This window comes from Actinoplanes cyaneus (assembly GCF_016862095.1).
In the GTDB taxonomy this organism is placed as follows: Bacteria; Actinomycetota; Actinomycetes; order Mycobacteriales; family Micromonosporaceae; genus Actinoplanes; species Actinoplanes cyaneus.
In genome coordinates this window covers 76,829-102,322 of record NZ_BOMH01000061.1, presented here as the reverse complement: position 1 = coordinate 102,322, position 25,494 = coordinate 76,829, and the positions used below count along the sequence as shown (strand labels likewise).

General features: G+C 71.9%; 22 protein-coding genes. 15 read left to right on the top strand and 7 right to left on the bottom strand.

Features of this window, described 5'->3' with window-relative positions:
• The first annotated feature begins 149 nt into the window (after positions 1 to 149).
• Complete coding sequence (locus Acy02nite_RS36420; RefSeq protein WP_203751918.1) at positions 150 to 761, top strand: SAM-dependent methyltransferase; 612 nt, start codon at positions 150 to 152, stop codon at positions 759 to 761.
• A 291-nt stretch (positions 762 to 1,052) separates the two neighbouring features.
• On the opposite strand, the gene Acy02nite_RS36415 is transcribed toward Acy02nite_RS36420, so the two are convergent.
• Entirely contained in the window at positions 1,053 to 2,252 is a 1,200-nt protein-coding gene (locus Acy02nite_RS36415; RefSeq protein WP_203751916.1) for a YncE family protein, read from the bottom strand.
• Between the two features lie 57 nt (positions 2,253 to 2,309).
• Here Acy02nite_RS36415 and Acy02nite_RS36410 point away from each other — a divergent pair, with 57 nt between their 5' ends.
• The 6 genes from Acy02nite_RS36410 to Acy02nite_RS36385 all read left to right on the top strand — a co-directional run bounded on the left by Acy02nite_RS36410 (position 2,310) and on the right by Acy02nite_RS36385 (position 6,937).
• On the top strand, positions 2,310 to 2,867 hold the full coding sequence (locus Acy02nite_RS36410) for an RNA polymerase sigma factor (RefSeq protein WP_307872305.1): 558 nt from the start codon (positions 2,310 to 2,312) through the stop codon (positions 2,865 to 2,867).
• The gene (locus tag Acy02nite_RS36405) at positions 2,860 to 3,582 is read left to right on the top strand and encodes a hypothetical protein (protein WP_203751911.1); all 723 of its coding nucleotides are present in this window, start codon (positions 2,860 to 2,862) and stop codon (positions 3,580 to 3,582) included. Before Acy02nite_RS36410 ends, Acy02nite_RS36405 begins: the two co-directional genes overlap by 8 nt.
• A gap of 17 nt (positions 3,583 to 3,599) precedes the next feature.
• The gene (locus Acy02nite_RS36400) at positions 3,600 to 4,595 is read left to right on the top strand and encodes a glycoside hydrolase family 6 protein (RefSeq protein WP_203751909.1); all 996 of its coding nucleotides are present in this window, start codon (positions 3,600 to 3,602) and stop codon (positions 4,593 to 4,595) included.
• A gap of 67 nt (positions 4,596 to 4,662) precedes the next feature.
• The gene (locus Acy02nite_RS36395) at positions 4,663 to 4,950 is read left to right on the top strand and encodes a hypothetical protein (protein WP_239175502.1); all 288 of its coding nucleotides are present in this window, start codon (positions 4,663 to 4,665) and stop codon (positions 4,948 to 4,950) included.
• A gap of 521 nt (positions 4,951 to 5,471) precedes the next feature.
• Complete coding sequence (locus Acy02nite_RS36390) at positions 5,472 to 6,062, top strand: carboxymuconolactone decarboxylase family protein (protein WP_203751907.1); 591 nt, start codon at positions 5,472 to 5,474, stop codon at positions 6,060 to 6,062.
• Positions 6,059 to 6,937, top strand: a complete 879-nt coding sequence (locus tag Acy02nite_RS36385) for an RNA polymerase sigma-70 factor (protein WP_203751905.1) — start codon at positions 6,059 to 6,061, stop codon at positions 6,935 to 6,937. Before Acy02nite_RS36390 ends, Acy02nite_RS36385 begins: the two co-directional genes overlap by 4 nt.
• Positions 6,938 to 6,987: 50 nt before the next feature.
• Here Acy02nite_RS36385 and glxA read toward each other — a convergent pair whose 3' ends face one another.
• Both glxA and Acy02nite_RS36375 read right to left on the bottom strand, forming a co-directional pair.
• Positions 6,988 to 8,937, bottom strand: coding sequence for a radical copper oxidase GlxA (gene glxA, locus Acy02nite_RS36380; protein ID WP_203751904.1), 1,950 nt, complete (start codon positions 8,935 to 8,937; stop codon positions 6,988 to 6,990).
• Positions 8,934 to 10,622, bottom strand: coding sequence for a glycosyltransferase family 2 protein (locus tag Acy02nite_RS36375; RefSeq protein ID WP_203751902.1), 1,689 nt, complete (start codon positions 10,620 to 10,622; stop codon positions 8,934 to 8,936). Before Acy02nite_RS36375 ends, glxA begins: the two co-directional genes overlap by 4 nt.
• A 402-nt stretch (positions 10,623 to 11,024) precedes the next feature.
• Between Acy02nite_RS36375 and Acy02nite_RS36370 the strand changes: the two genes are divergently transcribed.
• From Acy02nite_RS36370 to Acy02nite_RS36345, 6 genes are all read left to right on the top strand, one after another.
• Entirely contained in the window at positions 11,025 to 11,300 is a 276-nt protein-coding gene (locus tag Acy02nite_RS36370; protein ID WP_203751901.1) for a hypothetical protein, read from the top strand.
• Between the two features lie 136 nt (positions 11,301 to 11,436).
• On the top strand, positions 11,437 to 11,958 hold the full coding sequence (locus tag Acy02nite_RS36365) for an RNA polymerase sigma factor (RefSeq protein ID WP_203751900.1): 522 nt from the start codon (positions 11,437 to 11,439) through the stop codon (positions 11,956 to 11,958).
• Positions 11,955 to 12,602: a hypothetical protein gene (locus Acy02nite_RS36360; protein WP_203751899.1), complete on the top strand. Its 648-nt coding sequence runs from the start codon at positions 11,955 to 11,957 to the stop codon at positions 12,600 to 12,602. Before Acy02nite_RS36365 ends, Acy02nite_RS36360 begins: the two co-directional genes overlap by 4 nt.
• Before the next feature lie 93 nt (positions 12,603 to 12,695).
• Complete coding sequence (locus Acy02nite_RS36355) at positions 12,696 to 14,669, top strand: acyl-CoA dehydrogenase family protein (protein ID WP_203751898.1); 1,974 nt, start codon at positions 12,696 to 12,698, stop codon at positions 14,667 to 14,669.
• Between the two features lie 155 nt (positions 14,670 to 14,824).
• Entirely contained in the window at positions 14,825 to 16,285 is a 1,461-nt protein-coding gene (locus Acy02nite_RS36350; RefSeq protein WP_203751896.1) for a hypothetical protein, read from the top strand.
• Between the two features lie 224 nt (positions 16,286 to 16,509).
• A complete protein-coding gene (locus Acy02nite_RS36345) occupies positions 16,510 to 17,049 on the top strand; it encodes a macro domain-containing protein (RefSeq protein WP_203751894.1) in 540 nt (179 codons plus the stop codon).
• 190 nt (positions 17,050 to 17,239) lie between these two features.
• Here the strand turns inward: Acy02nite_RS36345 and Acy02nite_RS36340 are convergent, their stop codons facing one another.
• Both Acy02nite_RS36340 and Acy02nite_RS36335 read right to left on the bottom strand, forming a co-directional pair.
• A complete protein-coding gene (locus Acy02nite_RS36340; RefSeq protein WP_203751891.1) occupies positions 17,240 to 17,647 on the bottom strand; it encodes a hypothetical protein in 408 nt (135 codons plus the stop codon).
• A 550-nt stretch (positions 17,648 to 18,197) separates the two neighbouring features.
• Positions 18,198 to 19,154, bottom strand: coding sequence for an isocitrate lyase/PEP mutase family protein (locus Acy02nite_RS36335; protein WP_203751890.1), 957 nt, complete (start codon positions 19,152 to 19,154; stop codon positions 18,198 to 18,200).
• Between the two features lie 236 nt (positions 19,155 to 19,390).
• Between Acy02nite_RS36335 and Acy02nite_RS36330 the strand changes: the two genes are divergently transcribed.
• Together Acy02nite_RS36330 and Acy02nite_RS36325 are read left to right on the top strand one after the other, a co-directional pair.
• Positions 19,391 to 20,458, top strand: coding sequence for a DUF6348 family protein (locus Acy02nite_RS36330; protein ID WP_203751888.1), 1,068 nt, complete (start codon positions 19,391 to 19,393; stop codon positions 20,456 to 20,458).
• A 16-nt stretch (positions 20,459 to 20,474) separates the two neighbouring features.
• Positions 20,475 to 21,377 carry a serine hydrolase domain-containing protein gene (locus tag Acy02nite_RS36325; RefSeq protein WP_203751886.1) on the top strand — a complete coding sequence of 301 codons (903 nt, stop codon included), beginning with the start codon at positions 20,475 to 20,477 and terminating at the stop codon, positions 21,375 to 21,377.
• 326 nt (positions 21,378 to 21,703) lie between these two features.
• On the opposite strand, the gene Acy02nite_RS36320 is transcribed toward Acy02nite_RS36325, so the two are convergent.
• Positions 21,704 to 23,647, bottom strand: coding sequence for an ABC transporter ATP-binding protein (locus tag Acy02nite_RS36320; protein WP_203751883.1), 1,944 nt, complete (start codon positions 23,645 to 23,647; stop codon positions 21,704 to 21,706).
• Positions 23,644 to 25,425 (bottom strand): ABC transporter ATP-binding protein, encoded by a 1,782-nt coding sequence (locus Acy02nite_RS36315; RefSeq protein WP_203751881.1) that lies wholly within the window; start codon positions 25,423 to 25,425, stop codon positions 23,644 to 23,646. Before Acy02nite_RS36315 ends, Acy02nite_RS36320 begins: the two co-directional genes overlap by 4 nt.
• Positions 25,426 to 25,494 lie beyond the last annotated feature (69 nt).

The window sequence follows — 25,494 nt, the reverse complement described above, 5'->3', positions numbered from 1 at the left end:
CTCTCGCGCGCCCCTCGCCCTCGCGCCCCCTCGACCTCGCACTTCCTCTCGCCCTCGCGGCACCCGGACCCGCGGCGCCGGACCCTGGACCGCGGCGCCGGTGAAGCCCTGACCGCTCGGGCCTGTCGTCCAGAGGGCAGAATCGCGGGGTGACACGTACTCAGGGTGACGCCCTGCCACCGGAGGAATCCTTCTCCCTCGACCATTTCATCGGCCTCTACGAGGCGAAGGACGACCCCTGGGACAACGAGACCAAATGGAGCGACAGGCGTAAGTACGCGGTGGCGATGGCCAGCCTGCCGCGCGAGCGTTACCGCAGCGCCTACGAGCCCGGCTGCGCGGTCGGGGCACTGAGCGTGATGCTCGCCGCGCGCTGCGACGCGCTCCTGGCCACCGACGCGGTCGACGAAGCGGTGGTCCAGGCCCGCGCGGCCGTCGCGGATCTTCCCCACGTACGCGTCGACCGCGCCCTGCTCCCCGCCGAGTTGCCCACCGGCACGTTCGACCTGATCGTCATCGGCGACCTGCTGTACTACCTTTCCGCCGACGACCTGCGCCTGACCCTCGACGGCCTGCTCACCGCCCTGGAACCGGGCGGCGACCTGCTCCTGGCCCACTTCCGCGACCGCGACAACCCCGGCGGCTACGACGGCTTCAACGTCCACGCCGAGGTCGCCGCCCGCCCGGAGCTGGAACGCCTCATCCACCACGAGGACGAGTGGTTCGTCCTGGACGTCCTCCGCAAGGCCGGCCAGGTGTGATTCGTAGGGACCGCCGGGACTGACCAACCCAGCCGGCGATCCTCAGCCGGGCACGCAGACCGCGGCAGTCGAGGATGTCGCGTCGGCGCGGGGTCCCGGCTGGCTCTCCCGGTGGTTGTCGCCGTCGCATCACCACAGTGAGCGCCAGCCGGAAGGTCCGATCTTCTGCCACACTCGTGGCGTGCACGGGAAAGAGCCGGCGTTCACCGGCCCGCCCACGGTGATGCTGCGGCTGCCCGAACTGGATCTCTGGCCGAAGCGGTAGCCGGGACCTGGCGGTTCCCGAGCGGATCAGGCCACTGATCTCAGGTCGGCCGGGTCCGGGACCGGCCGCGACCCCAGGTGGGCCCCGTCGGCGGCCGAGAACCAGTGCACGGCGCCCGCCGTCCCCGCGTAGAGCCGCGTGCCGTCCCGGCTGAGCCCCAGCCCGCGCACCTGGCCCGGCACCGGCCAGGTCGCCTCGACGGCGTCGCTCTCCCGGTTCAGCACGATGATCCGGTCGCCGGCGCCGGCGAACAGGCGCCGGTCGGGGCCGATCGCGAGCGCTGTCGTTGTCCCGGCCGGAAGGGGAGCGGACACCACCCGGTCGACGGCGAGGGACTCGGTGCTCGCGTACGCGATCTTGCCGCTGGTGCTGTCCACGACCGCCGCGCCCCAGGTGTCCGCCGCGATGGCGTGTCCCTGCGCCGGCCCTTCGCCGAACGGGTGCGGCAGGTCCAGGCAGTACGCCCAGCCCTCGGCCAGGTTCAGCACGTGCACGAACGCGTGCGCGTTCCCCGGCCGCCCGGAGATCAGGTCGCGCGTGTGCTGGTGGCCGGGCTGGTGCGTGTAGAGCGTGAGCAGCAACTGCCCGCCCCGGGTCAGCACCGCCTGCCGCCCCTCGCCCCGCATCTCCTCCTCCGTCCCGTTCGGCACCGGCACCTTGTTCCGGGTCAGCAGCGGCTCCAGCCGCCCGGATGCGAGGTCCAGCCGCCGGACCCGGTAGTGGCCGGGGTTCCCGGCGGGCAGCCAGTCGAGCACGAACAGGCCGTCGGCGGCGGTGCTGAACGCGTCCGGCTCGATCGTGCCGGGCAGGTCGTACTCGCGGGCGTTCCCGTCGGTCACCACCGTCAGCGGGGTGCGCGCGCGTCCGGAAGGGATCACCGCGGCCGGTGTCCGGGTCAGGGCGCAGGCACGCCCGTCCGGCGAGATCACCCGGGGCAGCCATCCGGCGGCGACGCCGATCGCCGCGGTCTGCGCGCCGGTTGCGGTCTCGATCAGGGACAGAGACTTCTCCCGTACGACGGCGAGCCACGCCCCGTCCACGCTGAGCGCGGCCGCCGTCCCGTACGCCTGCTCGGCCGCCGGCGACACGCGCACGAGCCCACCGCCGGTCTCGGCGATCAGCACGTCGGTCAGCGGGGCGGCGGCCGTCGTGGCCCGGTCGCGGCAGCCGGCGAGCGCGAGCCCGGCCACCCCGGTCAGGGCGAGGAAGGTGCGGCGAGTCGTCATGTCCCGATGACACCGCTCGATGCGGAACCGGTTCCCGATCGGTGGTGTCCTAGTGACGTGGTGGTTGACGAGGCGGCCGTCGTGGCGAGGGCACGGGCGGGGGACCTGGACGCGTACGAGATCCTGGTCGAGCGCTGCACCGCGCCCGCGCACCGGGCGGCCGTGCTGCTCGGCGCCGGCGCGGACGCGGACGACGTGGTGCAGGAGGCGTTCGTGAAGGCGTACCGGCAGCTCGGTCGTTATCGCGGGGACGCCGGGTTCAAGGCGTGGCTGCTGGCCATCGTGGCGAACGAGACCCGCAACCTGGTGCGGTCCCGGCGGCGGCGTGACGGCGTGCTGCAACGGGCCGGGGTGCGCGCGGGGCCCGAGCCGCACGAGCCGGACCCGGCCGAGACAGCGGTGGCCGGGGAACGCCGCCGGTTCCTGCTCGAGAAGTTGCGCGCCCTCGACGCCCGGGACCGGGACGTGCTGGTCTGCCGGTACCTGCTCGACCTGTCCGAGGCGGAGACCGCGATGACGCTCGGGCTGCCGCGCGGCACCGTGAAGTCACGGACGGCCCGCGCGCTCGGCAAGCTGCGCGACCGGATGCCGGTGGAGGAGGTGCCCGGTGCCTGAGCAGGAGTTCGACGCGCTGATCGAGGAGCTCCGGGAGCTGGGGCGGGCGTACGCCGTACCGGAGGCGGCCGACCAGCGGCAAGCGGTCCGGAGGCGCCTGGCGCGCCCTGCCCGGAGGCGGCCTCGCGCCCGGTTCTATCTGTCCGCGATCGTCGCGGCCCTGGTCGTCGCCGTGGCGGTGATCTCGCCGGCCCGGGCCGCCGTGGTCGGCGCGTTCCGGAGGATCGCCGGGATCGAGCTGCGGCAGGAGACGGCGCGTGAGACGCTGCCGGCCACGCCGAGTCCGATTCCGTCCATCCGGGACGCGGATCTCGCGGAGGCGCGGCGGGTGGCGCCCTTCCCGGTGACGTCACCGGCAGTGCTTGGGTCGCCCGACCGGGTGCTTCTCGCGGATTTGGACACCACGGGCGCGCCGCGTGTGGTGTCGCTCGTCTACCTGGGCGGTACGGTGCGTTTTGACCAGTTCGACGGGACGCTGGAGCCGGCGTTCCTGAAGACCGCTCCGAACGCGGAGTGGGTGACTCTCGGCGACGGCGCGATCTGGCTGCCCATGCCGCACCCGGTCACGTACGTCGGACGCGACGGCGTGGCCAGGACCGAGACCGCCCACCTCGCCGGGCCGACGCTGATCTGGGCGACCGGGAGCGTCACCTACCGGCTGGAGGGACTGACGACGCTCGAGGACGCGATGGAGGTGGCCCGCTCGGTGCGCTGACCAGACGTGAAGGGGATATGAGAGTTCGTTCCGCGGTCCTGGCCGTCCTCGCCTGCACGGGTCTCGTGGCCTGCTCCGACGACCCCGAACCCCAGCCCGCCCCGGCGACGCCCAGCCCGTCCGCGTCCGTCGAGCAGTTCTACACGCAACCGTCCGGCCCGGCCGTCGACCAGGTCCAGCAGTGGACCGCGCAGGGCCGGGTCGCGGACGCCACGGCGGTGCGCCGGATCGCCGACGCGCCGACCGCGGTCTGGTTCGCCGACGCCGATCCCGGTTTCGCCGGCAAGGCCCGTGAGCTGGTCACCGCCGCACAGGCGGCCGGCCGGACGCCGGTTCTGGTCGCCTACTACGTCCCGCAGCGTGACTGCGGCGGTCACTCCGGCGGCGGCGCGCCCGACGCGGCGGCCTACCGGGCGTGGATCGCGCAGCTGGCCGCCGCGATCAGCGGCTCGCCGGCGCTGGTCGTCCTGGAGCCGGACGCGGTCACGCACGTACTGCAGAATTGTCTTTCCCCGGAGGCCACCGAGGAGCGTTATCGGCTGCTCGGGGAGGCGATCCGGGCTCTCAAGGCCGGCCCGTGGGTGCGCGTCTACCTCGACGGGGGCAATCCGGGCTGGGTGAAGGACGTCGACCGGGTCGTCGACTCGCTGCGCCGAGCCGGTGTCGCCGACGCGGACGGGTTCAGCCTCAACGTCGCCAACTTCGAGACCACCAAGGCCAACCTCGATTACGGTACGGCCATCTCCGACCGCCTCGGTGGAAAGCACTTCGTCATCGACACCAGTCGCAACGGCAACGGCCCGGCCCAGACCGAGGGGTCGGGGGACGGCCACTGGTGCAACCCTCCCGGACGCGCCCTCGGCCCGGCGCCCACGACGCAGACCGGCCAGCCCCGGGTCGACGCCTACCTGTGGGTGAAGCGCCCCGGCGAGTCGGACGGCGCCTGCGGCGGCGGCGCACCCGAGGCCGGCCGGTGGTGGCCGGAATACGCCCTGGACTTGGCGACCAATTGAACTCCGGCGCATTTCGGTGCCGCTGTCGTGACCCGGAGGAGCGCCGTCCGGGATAGCCTTGGCGCATATGGCTACTTATCGCAGCACCTCAGTGCTCCTCGCATCGGACGGCACCAGGACCCCGGGCACGGCCGCTCTCTTCGCCGAGCCGGCCCGCAAGAGCGGGATCGTGCCGTGGGCCGGTGACTTCCGGCCTGCCAACAGCGCCGGCAACGGCCCCAAGAACGCGGTCGGCAAGACGTTCACCCTGGAAATGCCCGACGGCAGCACCGGCAAGGTCGTGGTGCAGAGCCTCAAGCGGGGAAAGGGCGGCGTCGTGCTGGCGCTGATGGGCGAGGACGCGCCTCCCTTCTGATGCGGTGATCGCCGCCGGCCACCTCGGCCCGGCGGCTCCGTAGCGGACCGGAGAACCGGCGACGGGCCGGCGACCACAGACCGGCGAGGCGGACGCCTCGCCGGTCACCTTCACGCGCGGGTTGCCGCACGGGCCCGGCGTTCCGGGCCAACCAGCACAACGGACCGCCTCGCCGGTTTCTGGCTTGCGCCGCCCGGCTGGTGCTCACGGTTGCCCGGCAGGTCTGTTGCGACCATCAGTGCCAGCTCGGCTGGCTCGGCTGGTGCTCACGGTTGCCTGACGGGTCTGTTGCGACCACCAGTGCCAGCCGGCGAGAAGGCACCCGCCGACGTCCCTTCTCGGCCGCGGACCATGCGCGGGGAAACGCGGCCGGGGCGGGAAGCACTGCTGTCTGTTCAAGATCTACGGGCGTGGGTGTGTGGCCGGGATGCGGGCTCGGGGTGTCACATCCCGGGCGTGGGTGGTGTCTTGATGGCGTGACGGCCTGCCGGTCGTCGCACGGCATCGACACAGGAGACGACATGGTGCACACGACCCGCATCCCCCCGGCCGAGATCACCGGTGTCAAGGGTGCGCTGCTGAAGCGGATGATCGGGAAGAAGCTGGGCAGGGTGCCGACGGCGGTCGGCGTCTACTGGCACAATCCGCGGGTGCTGTTCGCCAGCTTCGGCATCGGTGGCAAGGTGCAGAAGTGGGACGCCTGCGACGAGGGCCTGAAGTCGTTCGCCCACATGGCGGTCGCCTCGTTGATCGGCTGCTCCTGGTGCCTGGACTTCAACTACTTCGAGAGCCGCAACAAGGGGCTCGACGTGGACAAGGCACGCGAGATCCCGCGGTGGCGGGAGGCGGACGTCTTCACCCCGCTGGAGCGTGACGTGCTGGAGTACGCCGAGGCGATGAGCCAGACCCCGCCGACGGTCACCGACGAACTGGTGGATCGCCTGCACGCCGCGCTGGGACCGGCCGCCCTGGTCGAGCTGACCTCGGTGATCGCGTTCGCGAACATGAGCACGCGCGGCAACGTGGCGCTCGGCATCGAGTCCGACGGGTTCGCCGCCGCGTGCGGGTTGAAGCCGATGGCCGCGCGGCCCGCGGTCGCGTCCGCCGCATGAGCGAGGACGTCTTCGTCGCCCACCGCGGCCTGCTGTTCACCGTCGCCTACGAGATGCTCGGCTCGGTCGCCGACGCCGAGGACGTGGTGCAGGAGACCTGGCTGCGGTGGGCGGGCCTGCCCGGAGCCGAGCGCGACGGCGTCCGCGAGCCACGGGCGTACCTGGTGCGGATCGTCACCCGCCTGTCCCTCAACCGGCTGCGCACGCTCGCGCGCCGCCGCGAGGAGTACGTGGGTGAATGGCTGCCCGAGCCGGTGGCGACCGGCCCGGACGTCGCCGAGGACGTCGAGCTCGCCGAGAACGTGTCGATCGCCGTGCTGGCGGTGCTGGAGACGCTGCTGCCGACGGAACGAGCGGTCTTCGTGCTCCGCGAGGTCTTCGACGTGCCGTACGACGAGATCGCCGAGGCGTTGGACAAGTCGCCGGTGGCGGTCCGCCAGATCGCGGCGCGGGCCCGCAAGCACGTGGCGGCGCGCCGGCCCCGGATGCCGGTGGGCCGTGCCGAGCAGCGGCGGGTGGTCGAGCGGTTCCTCGCCGCATTGACCACCGGCGACGTGCCCGGGCTGCTCGAGGTGCTGGCTCCCGACGTGGTGGTCGTGGGCGACGGCGGTGGCTTGGCCCCGACGATCCCGAAGCCGGTGCGCGGGGCCGCGAAGCTCGTCCCGGTGATGGCCCGCTTCCCGGAGCTCGCGCCCGGCGCCAGGGCTTTCGCCGTCGATCTCAACGGCGGCGCCGGCGCGCGCCTCGACCCCGGGGGCGAGTTCGACACCGCCGTCTCGTTCGTCGTCGAGGACGGCCGGATCACCCGGATCTTCGCGATCCGCAACCCGCACAAGCTGGCGAGACTGGGTGAGGTGGCGCAGCTGCGCCGGTGAGCGGGGTACGGCCCGGTCGCGCGGACCGGGCCGTACGCCGAAGAGGGTCGTCAGGAGACGTGGACCCACTTGGCGGGGGAGGGGACGCCGGCCGTGTCGGTGAGGAAGAGCATGTACCAGCCGGGCGGGATCACCCCGCGTTCCTTCGGGATCTGGACCATCACCCCACCGGCGGTACGGCGGAGCGTCAGCGCCACCGAGCGCTGATCCACATCGGTCGCGTGGGTGACCGCCGCCGGCCGTATCAGGCGGGCCGTCGCGATCCGGGCGGCGTCCGGGGTGGCGTACTGGACGACCGCGCCGCGGGCGACCTCGGCCGGGCCGCCGGCGATCGACGGGCGGGCGCCCTTGAACAGGTACGGCGGGCTGTAGATCTCGATCCGCTGCTCGAAGACGCCGGGGTTCTTCCCGGTCCGGTCGTAGATCGGGTCGCTGCCCATGGTGATCACCCGCCCGTCCGGCAGGAGCAGCGCCTCCGAGTGGTAGTCACGGCCGACCGTGGGCGCGGCCGCGGTCCGGAACACGTTGGCCCGCACGTCGTAGATCTGGGCGGTGAGCAGGTCGCTGCGCTTGCGTCCCTGGTAGGGGCCGCCGCGGTAGCCCTCCGAGCCGCCGCTGGTGAAGACCGTGTCGTCGGGCAGGATGACGGCGTTGAGGTAGCGCGTCGGGTGCGGCAGGTCCGGCCCGGGCTCGTAGACCGGGTGTTTCGCGGCCAGTCCGGCGATCGCGGTCCGGGCCGTGGAGGCGGGGGAGTCGCCGACCGCGCCGCCGCCGAGGATCATCACGCGCTGGTCCTGGGCCGGCGGCAGCAGCACCGACGCGCTGGTCTCGGTCATCGTCGCGTCCCGCAGCCCGGGCACCGGCTGGAAGTCGTTGGTGCGCAGGTTCCACAGGCCGGGGGTGCGGCCGACGGTGGCCGAGCCGTACCCGGCGTTCGACCCGGAGAAGAAGAGCCGCTCGTCGCGGGTGACGAAGAGCGCCGGGTAGGTGGGGAAGGGCCGGGTGAGTTTCGGGGCGGCGACCCAGCGCTTGTCCTTGGCGTAGTAGACCTCGTTGCGCCCGGGCAGCATCCGGCCGAACTGATCGAGCCCGGACACGGCGATGACGTTGCCGCCGGAGAGCGGTGCGAGGGTCGGATACCACCGGTGGTCGGTGAGGTCGCCCGTGCGCACGTAGCGTTCGGTGCGGGGGTCGAACTCGTAGGAGGTGTTGTCGCCGCCGTACTCCTGCTTGTCCCGGCTGATCTTGTCGGCGACACCGTACAGGTTGCGCGCGGCGGCCCCGGTCAGCCCGGCGATCCGGTACTGCGCGGGTTGCGCGATCACCTGGCTGTCCCCGGCGATGAGCGCGTCCACCCAGACCTCGGCCTCACCGGCGTGCACCATGGTCTTCCCGGCGTGCCGCATCTTCATCGCGGCCGGAACGGTGACGTCGACCCTGGTCGCGTACTGCTTGCCGTCCGGCGCAACGAAGATCGTGCCCTTCCTGACCGGGCGTGGCCCGCCGTCCGGCGACTCGTTCTTGATCTTCATGACGCCGGCCGCGAACCTGATGTTCTCCGGCAGCACCTCGTACGACTTGGTGCCCCCGGCGACCAGCAGTTTGCCGTCGGCCAGGAAGGTGTGCCCGCCGCAGAACATGTCGGTCGGCGTGGGGACCAGCGAGTACCTGTCGGTCGCCGGGTCCCACAGGATCGTCTTGAACGTGCCGGCCTCGAAGTTCTGCCGGTTGTTGCCGGAGCCGGCGACGATCAGGACCTTGCCGGTGCTGAGCAGCGCCGCGTGAATCGCGTTGATCGTGAAGGCGTCCGGCACCGCGAGCATCGACCAGTGGCCGTAGGCCTGCTTGTAGGCCGGCCGATCGATCGTGAACCGGTGGTACTCGCCGGCGGCGAAGACCACGATCGGGCGGTTCGCGGCGAGCACCGCCGCGACGGCGGGGACGACGGCCAGGGCGCGGAGCAGGCGCCGGGTCATCGTGGGTTCGGGTCGGGGGATCATGCGTACGTCCTCATCGGCTCTTCGGTTCGTTGTCGGGGGATCACCACGGGCGCCGGCGTCGGACGGCGCCCGAACGCCCAGAGCACGGGCGGCGCGAGGCAGAGAGCGAGGTTGAGCGACGGCCAGAGCCACATCAGGCCCTGGGTGCGGCCGGTGATCACGGCCGTGACCAGCAGGAAGGCGAAGAACGCGGCCCAGGTGAGGTGGGCGCGGAAGGTGGCGATCCGGTCCGGGCTGGCCGAGTCGCCCTTCGGGGTCACCACGAAACCGGCTTGTCTGCGCAGGATCGTCTGCCGGAACGACGCCACGTAGACCGGCGCGCACAGCGTGGAGAGCAGCATGCCGGTCAGCCCGGACGAGCCGGCCTCCTCGTGCGGGCTGACGTTGTGCCGCCGGTTCCACAGGTAGAGCCCGACCTGGAAGAGCGCCGCGTCGACGTAGAGCATCGACCAGACCTGCTGCGGCACCTGCACGCCGCGCAGGCCCAGAACGATGTGACCGAAAGCGGTAGCGGTGCCGAGCAGCCACGCGATCGCGGTCAGCGGGTAGTACGCCATCAGGAGCCCGTAGTGCAGCGATCGCCGTACGCCCAGGCCGGGGATCTTCTTCCAGAAGCCCGTCAGGCACACCTCGTCGGTGCCGCGCGACCAGCGGTGCTGCTGGCTGAACAGGTCGGTCCAGGAGGACGGGCCCTCGCCGACCGCCAGCACGTCCGGCGTGTAGACCGAACTCCAGCGCCGCCCGGTCGCCGGGTTGCGGGTCGCGTGGATCGCCAGGCTGGTCGCCATGTCCTCGGTGATCGAGTCCTGCAGGCCGCCGATGCTGCGCAACGCCGTGATCCGGACCGCGTTGTTCGTGCCGACCAGCATCGGCGAGCCCAACTTGTTGCCGGCCCGTTGCAGCAGCGAGTGGAACAGGTACTGCTGCGACTCGGCCCACCGGGTGACCAGGTTGTCGTAGTTGCCGTAGATCTGCGGCCCGACCACGAACGCCACGTCCGGGTCGCGGAAGTAGCCGAGCAGGCGCTCGCAGAACGACGGCAGCGGCACGTGGTCCGGGTCGACGGAGACGAACACGTCGTACTCGTCGCCGTGCGCGTCGACCCAGGCGTTGTAGTTCCCGTGCTTGGTCCTCGCCTTGAAAGCGCCGCCTCCGGCGTTCCATCTCGGTACGCCCTTCCGGCTGAAATGGTGCGCGCCGACGCGGCGGCACATCTGTTTGACCTGGTCGTCGTCGCCCTCGTCGAGCAGCCAGACGTCCGGGCTCTCGTAGATGCGGCGCGCCGCCCGCAGGGTGCCCTCGACCATCTCGATCGGCTCCTTGCCGGGCACGATCGTGGTGAGGAACGCGACCCGCAGCCGCCGGTCCGGCGGGACCGGCACGGGATCGCGCGCCCGCAGTGTGGCCAGACACAGGGTCACCACGTTGACCAGGCGGAACAACTCGATCAGGGCGATCGCGACGACCATCGTGATGGTCGGGACGGTGAGCCCGCCGGCCAGGTGGGCCGAGGTGAGCAGCCAGCCGAAGAACGTCGCCTCCAGCGTGAACGCGAAACCCGCGATCAGGAGGCTGCGTACCGGGCGGTGGCGGGTCAGGCGCTTGAGCCGGACCCGGTGGTCGCCCTCGGGGGCCGGATCCGGGGACCCGGCGAGGCGGCTGAAGCTGTCGTAGTCGTAGGGCATCGTGCTCCCTGAGCAATGTGGACAGACGGCCCGGTTGCGCGCAGCACGCATTTACGGATTTACAGTGGTGAACCGGATTTTCCGGGCACAGTTGGACACTAGCCAGAGATCACGGGGGCTGGACATCCCCCGTACCCGATCGTGGAAGCCGGGGCGTGCGGCGGGCCGCGGCGCCCGGGTCTTACGGCGCTTCGCATGCGGCCTTCGTCACTGTCGGCGAGGGAGATCCCGGGACGTCCGGTTCCTCACCCCGACGGGGAGGTGTCGCGGGCCGGCGGCGAGGCCCGGATCTGCACCTGACGGAGATCGTTGCGAAACCGTCGAACCGATACGCCCTGTGATCCGTTTGCTTTGACAAGGCGGGCGAGTTCGGTCCGCTCCAGTTCCGACAAGGCGGTGGCGATGCTGATCCTGTTCCTGCTCATCCTGGTCCTGGTCGCCGCCTGCGTGCTCGCAGTGCGGGGGGTTCGTGCCGAGGCGCGGAAAGCCGAGGATCCGCTGCTGGTGCCCGAGGCGTTCTTCTCCCCGCAGAGCCTGGAAGGCGTTCTCTGCACCCAGCTGATGGACGGCGACATCACTCGCCGGCAATACCTGCGATCGATGGAGGGCATCGCCGCGCGCGACGAGGAGCGTCACCCGCTCGTCGTTCCGTGGCACCTCGGCGCCGGGGAAGAGTGACACAGCGCAACGAGACCTCAGGAAGCCCGGCGCCACGTGGCGCCGGGCTTCTTCGTGCCGGGCACCCCGTCACGAGAATCTCCGGCACGGTGTGAAAGCTCCGCCTTCCTGCCGGACATGACGCAGGGTGGAGCTCGTGAACGTGGACGCCCGCCGGAAACGGTTCGAGGCGATCGCCCCGGCGGTGATCGACGCCGTCCGCCGGTACCTGGCCCGGCGCACCGACCCGGCGACCGCCGACGACGTGCTCTCCGAGACGCTGCTGATCTGCTGGCGCCGGCTGGACGAGATGCCCGCCGAGCACCTGCCCTGGGCGTACGGCGTGGCCCGCAACTGCCTCGCCAACGCCGACCGCGGCCGTCGCCGCCAGGCCCGGCTGACCGCCCGCATCGCCACGCTGGACCCGCCGCCCGAGGTCGCGCCGGCCCCAGCCGCGACCGGAACCGATCTGACCGCAGTGCTCGCCGAGATGCGCCCCGAGGACGCCGAGCTGCTGCGCCTGTGGGCCTGGGAAGACCTCACGCCGCCACAGATCGCCCAGGTTCTGGGCGTCTCGGTGAATGCCGCGACGATCCGGCTGCACCGCGCGAAGCTACGGCTGCGAAAGCTGATCGAGGCTGCCGGACATGAGGAGTCGACAGAAGGGAGCCGGCCGTGACCGACGACGATCTGCGCGCCACCCTGCGCCGTGCCGACCCGGCGGCGTCGTTGCCACCGCTGCCTTCCGCCCGCGTCGACCACCTCCTGGAGCAGACCATGGCCACCCCGTTCGCCGACGCCTCCCCCGCCACCGACGGCCGGGCGGCGACCCCGTCGCGATGGCGGCGGCCCGCCCTGCTCGCCGCCGCGGCCGCCGTCGTGCTGGCCGGCGCCGGCATCGGCTGGCTCACCCTGCGCACGCCCTACACGGACTCGCCGTCGACCACGGCCGGTCCCGGGTCGGCCGGCCCGGCGTCGCCCTCGGTCACCCGGCTCACCGGCGCCGGGATCGCGGCCAAGTGTGTCGAGCCGACCGCGCAGGTCCTCGCGTCACGGGCGGACCTGGCGGTCGCCGCGACCGTCCGCGACATTGCCGGAGACACGGTCACCCTGCAGGTGACGCACGTCTACAAGGGCACCGACGCCGACCTGATCGAGGTGCCGCAGGCGCCCGGGGCCTCCGAGGGGCTGATGGGCAGCGGATCCTTCGAGGCGGGCCGGAAGTACCTGGTCGCGGCGTCCGAGGGGAGCATCCTGACCTGCGGTTACAGTGGCGAGGCGGACGCGCCGGGGCTGGCCGGGCTCTACGAGGCGGCGTTCTGACCGGCAGCGGGCCGGTGCCCGGCCTCGGCTCGCGCCTCGATCGGCGTACCCACCGGGCGGGTTAGGGTTCGTACCAGCGGGTAACTTATAGGCATGATCGGCGACACCATCGACCCGGCCCGTCTGCAGGAAGTCCTCGACGGGCGGTGGGCCGGCATCCGGCAAGCGGTCCGCGACGAGCTCGGCAAGGCCGGGTTCGCCGCGGTGCACGGCGAGACCGGCGACGAGGCGCGGGCGCGGATCTCCTCGCTGATCAGGCAGATCCCCACCGACGTCGGCGTGGCGTCGGCGTTCCCGAAGGCCTACGGCGGCTCGGACGACCCGGGCGGCTCGGTGGTCGCCGCCGAGATGCTCGCCTACGCGGACCTGTCCCTGATGGTGAAGGCCGGCGTGCAGTGGGGCCTGTTCGGCGGCGCGGTCGTCGCGCTCGGCACCGAGCGGCACCACGAGCGGTTCCTGCCCGGCATCATCTCGACCGACGTCATGGGCTGTTTCGCGATGACCGAGACCGGTCACGGCTCCGACGTACAGAAGCTCAGGACGACCTGTGTGTACGACCCGGTCACCCGCACGTTCGACCTGCACACGCCACACCAGGCGGCGCGCAAGGACTACATCGGCAACGCGGCCCGCGACGGCCGGATGGCGGTCGTGTTCGCGAAGCTCGTCACCGGTGGCCGCAGCCGGGGCGTGCACGCCTGGCTCGTTCCGATCCGCGACGCCGACGGCAACCCGATGCCGGGCGTGACGCTGAGCGACGCCGGGCACAAGGCCGGGCTGCTCGGCGTCGACAACGGGCGGATCAGTTTCGACCACGTGACCGTGCCGCGCGACATGCTGCTCGACCGGTACGGCCAGGTCGCCGAGGACGGCACGTACACCAGCCCGATCGAGAACGACACCCGCCGCTTCTTCACGATGCTGGGCACGCTGGTCCGCGGGCGGGTGACGGTGGGCGGCGCGGCGTCGGCGGCCACCCGTGCGGCATTGACGATCGCCATCCGGTACGGGGAGAGCCGCCGCCAGTTCGGGGTGCCCGGCGACGACCGCGAGGTGGTCCTCAACGACTACCTCGCCCACCAGCGCAAACTGCTTCCCGCGCTGGCCACGTCGTACGCCTATGTCTTCGCCCAGGAGGAACTGGTCGGCACGCTCGCCGACGTGCAGTCCGGCCCCGGCCCGGTCGACGAGCACCGGCAGCGCGAGCTGGAGTCACGCGCCGCCGGCCTGAAGGCGATGCAGACCTGGCACGCCACGCACACCATCCAGATGTGCCGCGAGGCGTGCGGCGGCGCCGGGTACCTCTCGGAGAACCGGCTGCCCGCGCTGAAGGCCGACACCGACGTGTTCACCACGTTCGAGGGCGACAACACGGTCCTGCTGCAACTGGTCGCGAAGGGCCTGCTCACCGGTTACCGCGACGCTTTCGGATCGCTGGACGGCTGGGGCCGCGCCACGTTCGTCGCCGAGCAGGTCCGCGAGATGGTCCTGGAGCGCACCGCCGCCCGCGGCCTGATCCAGCGCCTGGTCAGCGCGGTGCCCGGCCGCGGCGAGGAGGTCGCGGTCACCGACCGGGGCTGGCACCTCACCATGTTCGAGGACCGCGAGAAGCACGTCCTCGAAGGCGCGATCCGCCGCCTGCGCAACGGCGCCGCGACCAAGAAGGATCGCCCGTTCGAGATCTTCAACGACGTGCAGGACCACGTGCTGAAGACGGCCACCGCCCACATCGAGCGGATCACCCTGGAAGCCTTCGTCGCCGGCATCGAACGTGCCACCGACCCGGCCGTGAAGTCCCTGCTCAACCGGCTCTGCGACCTCTACGCGCTGACCACGATCGAGGCCGACCGCGGCTGGTTCCTGGAACACGGCCGTCTCACCCCGGCCCGGTCCAAGGCCGTCACCGGCGTGATCAACGACCTGCTGCGCGAGCTGCGGCCGCACCTGCCGGTGCTGGTGGACGCGTTCGCGATCCCGGACGAGTGGCTCAACGCCGCCATCCTGCGCGAGGAGCCGGGCCGCCAGGAGGCGATGGCCGAGGAGGACGCCCGCGTCGCCGGCGCCTGACCGCCGTCCTCACCGGCGCGAGGCCCCCGCCATCCTGGGGGAAAAGCGGTGGACCGCCGAGGACCGGTGCCGGGATACTGTGCGGCTGGCCACCGGCCGGCGTCCGGACACGTGCTGACACCCGTGCCGGGCCGGCGCCGGCACGGGGAGCGGCAATGGCGACGAAACGCGGCGGGGACGAGATCCTGCGACGGTTGCACCGGGGACTCGGAGAACGCCGGCCACCCCAGGACGTGGCGGCCGACCTGCTGGAACTCGGCGTGCAGGAGTGGGTCGGCGCGGTCACCGCACGCGACCTGTACCTGATCGTCCGGCGCGCCCGGGCGTACGGGGAGACCTCCTCGATGCCCAAGACCTGGCGCCGCCACGCGGGCCTGGCGCGCGCCTGCCTCGCGGCCGGGACCGCCGTCGCGACCGTCGCCGAGCGGGCCGGACGCGACCTGCCGGAAGCCGCTGATCCCGCCGACCCGGAGTCGCTGCTAGCGTGGCTGACCTGGGCGCTCGACCTGCTCGGCCTGCCGGCGGACGCCCCGGCCGAGCCCCGGCTCACCGTGCCTCGCGCGCCGAAGCGGGTGACCACCGCGTGGGGCACCTATCACGTGCGGCGACGCCCGAACGGCGCCCGCGGCGAGCACGGCGGGCACGCCGACGCGCGCGAGCGGATGACCGCGGCGACCCGCCGCGAGCTGCTGCCCGGGGTGCCGGTCCGCGCCTACCGCCGGGCCGTCCGCGCGGTGCTGCACCTCCAGCAGCGGACCACGGTGCTGGCCGCGGAACGGGACCGGGAGGCCGCGACCGCGTTCGGCAAGTCCCGGCTCGCGCACCTGATCACCGAGGAGGAGTTCCTGGCCTGCCCGCGGACGGCGGCGTTCACGGCGTACTACGTGTCCCGCCTCAACCTGCGCACCCGGTTCACGAACGGCTCGCAGGCCAGGCCGATGGACACCCTGGCCGAGGAGTTGCTCGGGGCCGCGCTGGCCGCACCGACGTGCCGTCCTTGGGTGCTCGCGTCGGTACTGACCCGGTGGGCGGTGCTGGACCGCCTCGACGACGCGCAGTGCGGTGCGCTGCTCGGGCGCTACTACGAGCAGCTCGCGGCGGCCGCGAGGGCGTTGCGGTCGAGCTTCGACGCCAACCGGGACCGGACGCACATGGTGGTGCGGGGCGGGGACGACTCGTACACCTGGAACGTCGCCTCCCGGGCCTTCAACCAGGCACGGACCGGCTGGCTCAACGTGACGCGCGCGCTCGGCTACGACGACCTCGTCGAGCGCTCCTGCCCGGGGAAGGTGCCGGCGCTCGTCGCGTCGGACGTCGCCGCCTGGCACGCCGCCGACGGCGGGGACCAGCATGCCGACGTACGGGTGTGGGCCCTGCTCCCGCTGCCCTGGGAGGTGGTGCTCGGCGACGCGGAGTGCCCGGCGGACCTCGTCCGGGAGAGGTGCCTGCGAGCCGGGGTGGATCCGGAGTCCACGGGGTGGACGCAACCGTACCGGCAGGACGTGAACGAGCTCCCGGCCCCGGCGCCGGACCTGGTGCACGGCGTGGTCGTCGCGTCGCCGCTGCTCGCGACGGTGATGCGCAGGGCCGGCGTCTTCTCGGGCCAGGCCGGTTAAATCGGTTGCGCAGCCATGGGGGATTCGGCAGGCTCGGGCTCGCACGACGGTAGCTCAGAGAGCTGGGGGAGGCTCCAGCCAGGCAGAGCGGGCGGCTCACCGACCTTCCGCCCCGTCCCCGTTTCGACCACGGGTCATCGTGCACAACGGGGGCGGGACCCGATGTTCGGGTCGGGTTCCGTCAACCCGGATTCCTGTCAGAGGTCGTCACTACCATCCGGGCCATGGAGAAGCTGACCTACGTCGTGGGTGACGCCACCGATCCGCCCGGCCCCGGCCCGCGGATCATCGCGCACGTCTGCAACGACATCGGCGCCTGGGGCCGCGGCTTCGTCCACGCCGTCTCCCGGCGCTGGCCGGCCCCGGAGCGCGAGTTCCGTCGCTGGTCCCGAGCCGATTCGTTCCGGCTGGGGGCGGTGCAGCTCGTCCCGGTCGAGGCGGAGCTCTGGGTGGCGAACATGGTGGGCCAGCACGGCATCATGACCGGGCACGGGCTGAAGACCGGCGCCGGTCACGAGCCCGATGCCGGTCCGCCCGTGCGGTACGAGGCGATCCGCGAGTGCCTGGGCACGCTGGCCGGGCACGCGCGGGAGCTCGGCGCCTCGGTTCACATGCCACGGATCGGCTGCGGCCTCGCCGGCGGGGAGTGGCCGAGGGTCGAGCCGCTGATCATGGAGACGCTGGGGGACATTCCGGTGGTCGTCTACGACTGGACCGGCTCCCTGCCGGCCCGCCGCGCCGCCGTCGATCTCACCGCGGGCTGACACGCGCAGAAGCTCGTTGCTGCGCGGCCGGCAGGCGCAGAAGCTTGTCGCCAAGCGGCTGACATGCGCAGAAGCTCGTTGCCAAGCGGCTGACATGCGCAGGAGCTCGTTGCCAAGCGGCTGACATGCGCAGAAGCTCGTTGCCGAGGGGCTGGCAACGAGCTTTCCGGTCGGCTGACGACGGCATTCGTCAGCAGTTGAGAGGCAGGTAAGAGCCGGTCCACTGGCACAGGCCGAACGGGTCCTTGGAGTTGCTGCCGGGCTTCGGCGTGGTCGATCCGCTGCTGCTGGGCTGGCCGGAGTCCGACGGCCCACTGGACGGCCTGATCGTGTAGACCTTGGCGGGGTTGCCACCGGAGTCGAAGCCGGAGATCTTCTGGCATTTGCCGCCCGCGATGTCGCCGTTGTCGACCAGGTTCTGCTTGGCCGACAGACAGTCGCTGAGCGTGTCGTACGTCGAGTCGAGCGGGTCCTCGGCGGGTGCGCCGATGACCTCGGTCGTCCGGCTGTTCCCGGGTGACGCCTGGGCGGGCGAGCCGGTGAAGAGCACTCCGGTCAGGCCGATGCCGGCCAGGGCGATGACGGGTAGTCGTTTCACGGTGAACCTCCTGGTGATGGGATCCTGTGTCGTGCGGTCGTGCAGTGGCGTGCGGGCCCGCAGGTCGCTTTCTCGTCGGCTCCCGCTCGGCGTCTCATCGGCACGCCGGATCACCGCCGGCGACGGCGGTCATGGATCCGGGTGCGGGGACGGGCTCCCGGCGATGCCGCATCGACGGTTGATCGTCGGCGAGCTCGCCAGGTCTGATTCCGGGCCTCGACGGCGGGCCCGGACAGGGCGGGCGATGGCGAACCCGCCCTATCGCACTGATCCGGCGGAGCCATCTGCTCACTGACGACTTCACCATTCGCGTGGCCTCGGGATCGCCGAATGCCGCGCACTAGGCCGTTCGATGAAGATTTATGTACTTATGACAGGATTTGAAGATTTTTGACGTGGATCTCTGCCCAGGTAGGCGGTTTCAGCGGAGAGGAGGGTGGTCCTTCGTCAGTTGGGCCCTGGCGAGACGTCCGGCCGGGTAAGGGGGACGGTCCGTTGGTGACGACCGTGGCTGGCGGCCCTGACGCCGGCGGTACATGGACGGCACGGGTCAGGTCTGCAACCTGTCAGGGACATAGCGGGCGTCGAGGGGCTCGTCCTGGGCGGCGAGCGCGGTGAACGCGGCCCATGGCATCCGCTCGACCGGCTCGGCTGTTCTGGTTTCAGCGTTCCGGGCATCAGCGTTCCGCGGCTCAGCGCTCCGGGTCTCAGCGTTCTGGGCCTCAGCGTTCCGGGTTTCGGCGCTCCCGGTCTCGGCGATCGCGCGATAGGTGACCGACGCCGCGCGCATGGCGGCGAGCAGCGCAGCGACCGGATGCAGGACCAGTCGTACCCCGACTCGTGCCAGGTCAGCGTCGGTCCAGGCGGGCAGTTGGGCAGCGGCTTCGCTGCGGCTGACGACGAGAGGTACGCCGGGGAGCGCGCGACTGATCGCGGCCAGCTCCCCGATGTCCCGCACCCCTTCGGGGAAGACCGCGTCGGCGCCCGCCTCCGCGTACGCGACGCAGCGGGCGATCGTGTCGGCGAGACCGTTCACGGCGTACGCGTCGGTCCGCGCGACGATCGCCAAGTCCGGGACCTGATCGGCCAGCGCCCGGACAGTGGCGGCCGCCAGACCGGTTCCGATCACCTCCCGGCCGGCCGGTGGCCCGCCGCGTCCCGGGTTCACCCGGTCGTCGAGGTGCAGCCCGGAGATCCCGGCGCGGCTGTATGCGAGCCCGGTCCACACGGCGTGCCGGGGCGCGCCGTAACCGGTGTCCGCGTCGGCCAGCAGCGGCGTGCCCCGCAGCGCGGGAACGAGCGTGGCCGCCCGGTCGGCGATCTGCGTCGCCTGCACGAAACCCAGATCGGAACGGCCCAGCATGGTCGCCGAGACGGCCACGGCGGAGAGGTGCACAGCCCGGTTACCCGCGGCGACCGCGAGCGCCGCGGTCGCCGGGTCGTAGATGCCGGGCACGTGGGTGACCTGGCCGGAGGCGAGGAGCGCGCGGAGCGCGGAAGCGGTCATGAGCGATTCTGCAACGCGAATCCGTTTTCACCACCGACCACACGCGGGCCGGTGCAGACCAACGTTCCCCGGCGGGTGGTGTTCATGGCGGCCGAGCCGGCTCTCACCGTGGCGATCCGCGACGGATAACCACCGTGGTGACTAGCCACGAGCCGGCGCCGATGATCACGGCGTACGCGGGGAGCTGATCTTGATCTTGGGGTTGCGGGAGATCAACGGGGCGATAGGCTCACGCGATGTTCGACGAGGCGGTTGTGGTGGGGGTCACGGCGTTCTGTGAGGGCGCGCAGGCGCCGTCGGGCGACGAGGTCAAGGCGCGGCTGCTCAGTGGCGGTGTCGAGCCGTGGCTCGCGGAGCGGTTGACCTACTTCCTGCCGCTCGCGTTCGGGCGCCGGGTGCTCGGCGGCGTGCAGGTCGACGAGACGTTCCTGGACGGTGAGACCCGCCGGCGCCTCGACCGCGACCCGGTGTTCCGGGCCGCCGTGGCGCGCGCCGCGATCGCCGGCGAGGCGGAGATCGCGCGGATCGCCGGGTACAGCAGCGAGGTCGCGGTCGTCAGCCAGGCCCTGCAGGGCGGCGCCGAGCAGGGCAAGCTGCGGCTCGGGCCGGTGTCGCTGGACAACGGGCTGCCGCCGATCGGGAACGGCAGCGGTGGTGTGCCGTCGCCCGCGTCCGTTTTCGCCCACTGGATGGCGGCCTACGGCGTCCCGATCGGCGAGGACCTGAAGCTCGGTGACGCCGAGTTCCGGGCGACCCTGGCGGCGCCTCCGCGGCCGACTCCGGAGCTCGTGGTGGCGCAGGTGAACTTCGCGGTGAACCATCCGGCGCTGGCCCGGCCGTGGATGGTGGAGAGTTGCGTCGGGGTCGCGCCGACGTGGAAAGAGGCGATCTTCCTGACCCTGGCGATGTTCGAGCGGGCCGTGGCGTACCCGATGATCGCGGCGCTGATCGACCGGAAGGCGGCCGCCGAGCACGTCGCGGTCGAGCGCTATCGGCACCCGGCGGGCGAGTTCGAGCTGCTCCTGGGCGCGCAGGTGGACCTGTTCGCGACCGAGCCGGTGCCGTCGGCGGAACCGCTCTTCGACCAGCTGCTGGTGGCGCTCCAGGACGTGCCGCTGAGCCGGGCGGTGCACGCGCTGCGATTCTTCACGGCGTACCAGGACGGCCGGATGCTGACGAACGAGGTCTTCCTGGACGGTGAGCCCTGGGAGGCCGGCATGACGGTCGCCGCGGCGGCACCGGCGCCGCTGGCCACCGGCCCGGTCGGTGTCCGCGTGTTCGCCTTCCTGGTCCCGGCCGGGTGAACGGTAGTTTCGGGGGATGGCTGACGATCTGCTCGCCGATTTCGTGCGCGCCGACCAGGAGAAGAGTCTCGGCTGCTACGGCATCCACGTGCACCGGGAGGGCGGCACGCCGCTGAGTCACCGGTTCCGCTCCGACGACCGGGTCAACCTCTACTCGGTGGCGAAGACCTTCACCGCGGTCGCGGCCGGGATGGCTGTCGCCGAGGGCCGGTTCGACCTCGACGATCATTTCCTGGACCACTTCCCGGAGCTGCGCGGCATCGCGGCGGACGGCTTCGAGCGCGTCACGCTGCGGCACCTGATCACGATGACCAGCGGCTCCACCCACAAGTGGCACGCGAACGAGCGGATCGACGCGGCCGACCTGCTGCACGAGTTCGTCGCGGCGCCGCTCGACGCCGAGCCCGGCGCCCGTTTCCAGTACACCGGCTCCGGGCCGTACGCGATCGGCCGCCTCCTCGCCCGGACCACCGGCGCCGACGTCAAGGCGTACCTGGAACCCCGCCTGTTCAAGCCGCTCGACCTGCACAATCCGGCCTGGCACACGTGTCCGCTCGGGTTCCCGTTCGCGGAGAGCGACCTGTTCCTGCGCACCGAGGAGCTGTCCCGTTTCGCCCAGTTGCTGCTCCAGGAGGGCACGTGGCAGGGGCGGCAGATCATTGCTCCGGCGTACGTGCGGAGCCTGCCCGCCGATCCGGTCGACACGTCATCGCTGTCGGAGTACGGGCCGGGGTTCACGAACGGCTACGGCCTCGGGGTCTGGCTCAGCGGGGACGGGACGTACCGGATGGACGGCGCCTACGGCCAGTACGCGATCGTCGACCCGGCCCGCCGCGCCACGGTCACCGTCACCGCCCACAGCACCGACGACGTCGCCCTGCTCGACGCCATCGACACCCTCGTCCTCCAGCGACTGTGAACCCCGCCCGGCCGTAGCCCGCTCCGAGCGGCATCGAGGCGTCGGTGGGCGGGTTCCGCTCCGAGCAGCGGCGCGAGGCTGCGGCCTGCTCCGGGCCGCGGCGCGGCCAGCGGTCCGGGCTGGTTCTCATGGGCGTTATGAGGGACGAATAACGCCCATGAGAACCAGCCGAGGCCCGGCGGCCGCGGCTGGGCCGGGAGGGAAGACGGCCTTGCGCGAGGTCCGCGGCGGGAACTCACGCCGGGCGTGCGGCGTGGGTGGGGCGGCGGGGCCGGCGGCGTGGGGCTGCTGGGTCGCGAGGCTGGGCGGCCGCTTCGGCGGGCGGCTCAGGGCGTACCCGGATCGGGGGTTGTGGTGTGGGATTCCCAGGTGGCGTACATGGTGGCGTAACGACCGCCGCGCGCGACCAGGTCGTCGTGGTGGCCGGATTCGAGGATGCCGCCGTTGTCGACGACGATGACGCGGTCGGCTCGGCGGGCGGTCGACAGGCGGTGCGCCACGAGGATCGCGGTGCGTCCTTCGAGCAGGCGCTGGACGGCGGCCTCGACCCGCAGTTCGGAGCGCAGGTCCAGGCTGGACGTGGCCTCGTCGAGGACGACCACCCGGGGCGCCGCCACGAAGACGCGGGCCAGGGCGATCAGCTGGCGTTCGCCGGAGGAGACCGATTGGCCGCGTTCGTGCAGGATGGTGTCGAGGCCGTCGGGGGAGCGGTCGACCAGGTCGCGCAGGCCGACGGCGTCGACAGCGGCGGAAACCTCGTCGTCGGAGGCGTCCGGGCGGGCGAACGCGATGTTGTCCCGCAGCGTCCCGGCGAACAGGAACGGCTCCTGCGGCACCACGCCGACCTGCCGGTGCAGTGAGTCCAGCGTGACATCGCGCAGGTCGTGGCCGTCGATGAGCACCGCGCCACGGTCCGGGTCGTAGAGGCGGGCGACCAGCTTGGCCAGCGTCGACTTCCCGGCGCCGGTCGGGCCGACGCACGCGATCGTCTCGCCCGGGGCGATGCGCAGGGTCACGTCGCGGAGCACGGGGCGCTCGGGGTCGTACCCGAAGGAGACGTTCCGCAGCTCGATCCCGCCGCTGGCCGGTGGCAGGGCAAGAGCGTCGATCCGCTCCGGTACGGACGGTGCCGTCCCGAGCAGCCCGCGCAGCTTGCCGAGCGCGGCCCGGGCCTGCTGATAGTTGGTGTAGAGCTGCACGAGCTGCTGGACCGGCTGGAAGAACGCGTTGATGTAGAGCACGAACGCGGTCAGCTCGCCGATGGTCAGCTCGCCGCGCAGCACCATGCGCCCGCCGATGAGCAGCAGCGCGGCCAGCCCGAGAAGGCCGATCACCGAGCTGCCCGGGCCGTAGACGGCGCTGATCCGCCCGGTGTGGTCGTTGGCGTCGCGGTAGGCGCCGACCACCTCGCGATGCTCGGCGACACTGCGCTGCTGCTGGTTGTGGGCGGTGATCACGCGTACGCCGTAAAGGCTCTCGGAGAGGTGCGAGAAGAGTCCCGCGATGGCGTCGCGCTGCCGCTCGTACCCCTGGTCGGCAGCTTTCCTGAACCAGATCGACAGCGCCGCGAGGGGCGGCACGACCAGCAGCAACGTGATCGCGGCCAGCTCCGCGTCGTAGTGCACGAGCACCACTGTCACCACGATCATGGTGAGCCCCTGGATCAGGAACTGCGCGAAACCGTCCTGCAGCAGCTGCTGGATCGCCTCGACGTCGGAGGTCATCCGGGTCATCGTGACCCCGGCCTTCTCCCTGGTGTAGAAGTCCAGGCTGAGCCGCTGCAGGTGCTTGAAGACACGGACCCGCAGGTCACGGGTGACGTAGGCGGCGAGCCGCCCGCTCTGCCGGATCCGCACCCCGGACGCGAACGCGGTCAGCCCGACCGCCGCCAGGAACGCGACAGCGGACAGGACCAGCACCGGCACGTCGCGCGCCACGATGCCGTGGTCGATGCCGATCTGCACGAGCAGCGGCCCGGCCTGCAGCAGCAGGGCCTCGGCCAGGACGGCGACCGCGGCGGTGACCAGCACCGCGGGGCGGTTGGCCAGCAGCGTCCCGAGCGTGAGCCGCCGGTTGTCGGGCTGCTGGTGGAACGTCTCCCTCGGCGGGTCGAGGGGTGGCTCGGACGACTCCAGGCGGGCCACCCCGGCGGCCAGCTCGGCCGGGATCCCGGCGAACGGGGCGCCGCCCGGCCGATCCCGGCGGGCGCCGCTCATCCCGCCGGGCATCGCGCCGCCGGGCCCGCCGAACCCGCCGCCGAACATGCTCATGCCACGGCCTCCTGCTCCTCGCTGGACGCGGCCAGGACCCGCGCGTACCGCGGCTCGGTGGCCAGCAGCGACGCGTGGGTGCCGTCGGCGGCCACGCGACCGTTCTCGATCAGGATCACGCGGTCGGCGAGGCCGATCGTGGCGAGCCGGTGCGCCACCATGATCGTGGTGCGGCCGGCCATCAGCGCGCGCAGCGACTCGTGGATCTCGTGCTCGACGCGGACGTCGACGGCGCTGGTCGCGTCGTCGAGGATCAGCACCGGCGGGTTGACCAGCAACGCCCGCGCGATCGCGACCCGCTGCCGCTGACCGCCGGAGAGCGTGTAGCCGCGCTCGCCGACCACCGTGTCGTACCCCTCCGGAAGGTCTCTGATGAAGGCGTCCGCGCCGGCCGCCGTCGCCGCCGCGACGACCTGCTCGCGGGTCGCGGCGGGCCGGCCGAAGGCGATGTTGTCGTGCAGCGAGACGGAGAAGAGGAACGGCTCGTCGGGGACGATGCCGACCCGGTCGCGCAGCGTCTCGAGGGGATAGTCGCGCACGTCGGTGCCGTCGAGCAGCACCTGCCCGCCGGTGACGTCGTAGAAGCGGGCGGCCAGGCGGCCGACGGTCGACTTGCCGCTGCCGGTCGCGCCGACCAGGGCGACCGTTTCGCCGGGACGGATGTGCAGGTCGAGGCCGGTCAGGGCGGCGGTGCCGTCGGGGTAGGCGAAGGTGACCTCCCGGAACCGCAGGTCACCGCGCGCTGGCGGGACCTCCAGCGACGGCGGGTCGACGATCTCCGCCGGGGTGTCGAGAATGTCGTAGATGCGCTGCGACGACGCCGCGGCCCGCTGGCCCATCATGATGATCATGCCGAGCATCCGGAACGGCGGTTGCAACATCAGCACGTACGAGTTGAAGGCCACCACCGTCCCCACCGTCGCGTGCCCGTGCAGCACCATCAGCCCGCCCACGAGCAGCACCAGCGCCAGCCCGAGCCGCGGCAGGTTGTCCATCACCGGGGTCCACCGGCTGCGCAGCCGCGCGTCCGTCGTGTAGGCCCAGCGCACCCGGTCGGCGGCGCTCGCGAGGGTGTCGACCTGGCGCTGTTCCGCGGCGAACGCCTTGACGATGCGTACCCCCTGGATGTTCTCGTCGACCACGGTGGCGACACCGGCCAGGCGCGACTGGATCAGCCAGGAGACCGGGAAGATCGCCTTGCGCATGCGGACGCCGAGCACCGCGACCGCCGGCATGGTCAGCATCGCCACCACGGCCAGGAGCGGGTTGATCGAGAGCATCAGGACGAACGCGATCACCGCGATCATGCACTGGACCAGGATCGACGGGCCGAACGTGAGGTACATCTGCACGGCGCGGATGTCGGAGGTGGCGCGCGACATCAGTTCACCGGACTGGACGCGGTCGTAGAAGCCGTAGGACATCCGCATGAGGTGGCTGAACACGATGCTGCGCAGGTCGTACTCCAGCTCGTACGCCGTACGCAGTAGATAGAGCCTGGCCAGGTAGTTGATGACGCCCTGGGTGAGCGCCAGACCGGCGATCAGCCACACATAGCGCGTGAGCCCGGCGGTGTGCGTGACGAGGGCGCGATCGATGCCGACCCGGACGAGATTCGGGATCTGCACCTGCACGATCAGCCCGATGAAGGAGAGCGCGAGCGACGTGATCAGCAGCGCCCGGTGGGCCTTGAGCAGCGGCCAGGCGCGCCGCAGCCAGCTCTTCGACTTGTCGGGGTGGATGCCGGCCCGCGGGGCGCGGCGTGGGACGTGGGACAAGCGGCGCTCCTTACCTAGGTGCTTAGCTTAGCTAACGACCTTGGGGGAGCGAAACCGCACTGCGAAGCA

What these genes read in the sequence shown, in the direction of transcription:
- Acy02nite_RS36415 (WP_203751916.1), bottom strand. Translation starts at nt 2,252, where the DNA reads ATGACGACTCGCCGCACCTTCCTCGCCCTGACCGGGGTGGCCGGGCTC.
- Acy02nite_RS36400 (WP_203751909.1), top strand. Translation starts at nt 3,600, where the DNA reads ATGAGAGTTCGTTCCGCGGTCCTGGCCGTCCTCGCCTGCACGGGTCTC.
- Acy02nite_RS36395 (WP_239175502.1), top strand. Translation starts at nt 4,663, where the DNA reads ATGGCTACTTATCGCAGCACCTCAGTGCTCCTCGCATCGGACGGCACC.
- Acy02nite_RS36390 (WP_203751907.1), top strand. Translation starts at nt 5,472, where the DNA reads ATGGTGCACACGACCCGCATCCCCCCGGCCGAGATCACCGGTGTCAAG.
- Acy02nite_RS36385 (WP_203751905.1), top strand. Translation starts at nt 6,059, where the DNA reads ATGAGCGAGGACGTCTTCGTCGCCCACCGCGGCCTGCTGTTCACCGTC.
- glxA (WP_203751904.1), bottom strand. Translation starts at nt 8,937, where the DNA reads ATGATCCCCCGACCCGAACCCACGATGACCCGGCGCCTGCTCCGCGCC.
- Acy02nite_RS36375 (WP_203751902.1), bottom strand. Translation starts at nt 10,622, where the DNA reads ATGCCCTACGACTACGACAGCTTCAGCCGCCTCGCCGGGTCCCCGGAT.
- Acy02nite_RS36370 (WP_203751901.1), top strand. Translation starts at nt 11,025, where the DNA reads ATGCTGATCCTGTTCCTGCTCATCCTGGTCCTGGTCGCCGCCTGCGTG.
- Acy02nite_RS36355 (WP_203751898.1), top strand. Translation starts at nt 12,696, where the DNA reads ATGATCGGCGACACCATCGACCCGGCCCGTCTGCAGGAAGTCCTCGAC.
- Acy02nite_RS36350 (WP_203751896.1), top strand. Translation starts at nt 14,825, where the DNA reads ATGGCGACGAAACGCGGCGGGGACGAGATCCTGCGACGGTTGCACCGG.
- Acy02nite_RS36345 (WP_203751894.1), top strand. Translation starts at nt 16,510, where the DNA reads ATGGAGAAGCTGACCTACGTCGTGGGTGACGCCACCGATCCGCCCGGC.
- Acy02nite_RS36335 (WP_203751890.1), bottom strand. Translation starts at nt 19,154, where the DNA reads ATGACCGCTTCCGCGCTCCGCGCGCTCCTCGCCTCCGGCCAGGTCACC.
- Acy02nite_RS36330 (WP_203751888.1), top strand. Translation starts at nt 19,391, where the DNA reads ATGTTCGACGAGGCGGTTGTGGTGGGGGTCACGGCGTTCTGTGAGGGC.
- Acy02nite_RS36325 (WP_203751886.1), top strand. Translation starts at nt 20,475, where the DNA reads ATGGCTGACGATCTGCTCGCCGATTTCGTGCGCGCCGACCAGGAGAAG.
- Acy02nite_RS36320 (WP_203751883.1), bottom strand. Translation starts at nt 23,647, where the DNA reads ATGAGCATGTTCGGCGGCGGGTTCGGCGGGCCCGGCGGCGCGATGCCC.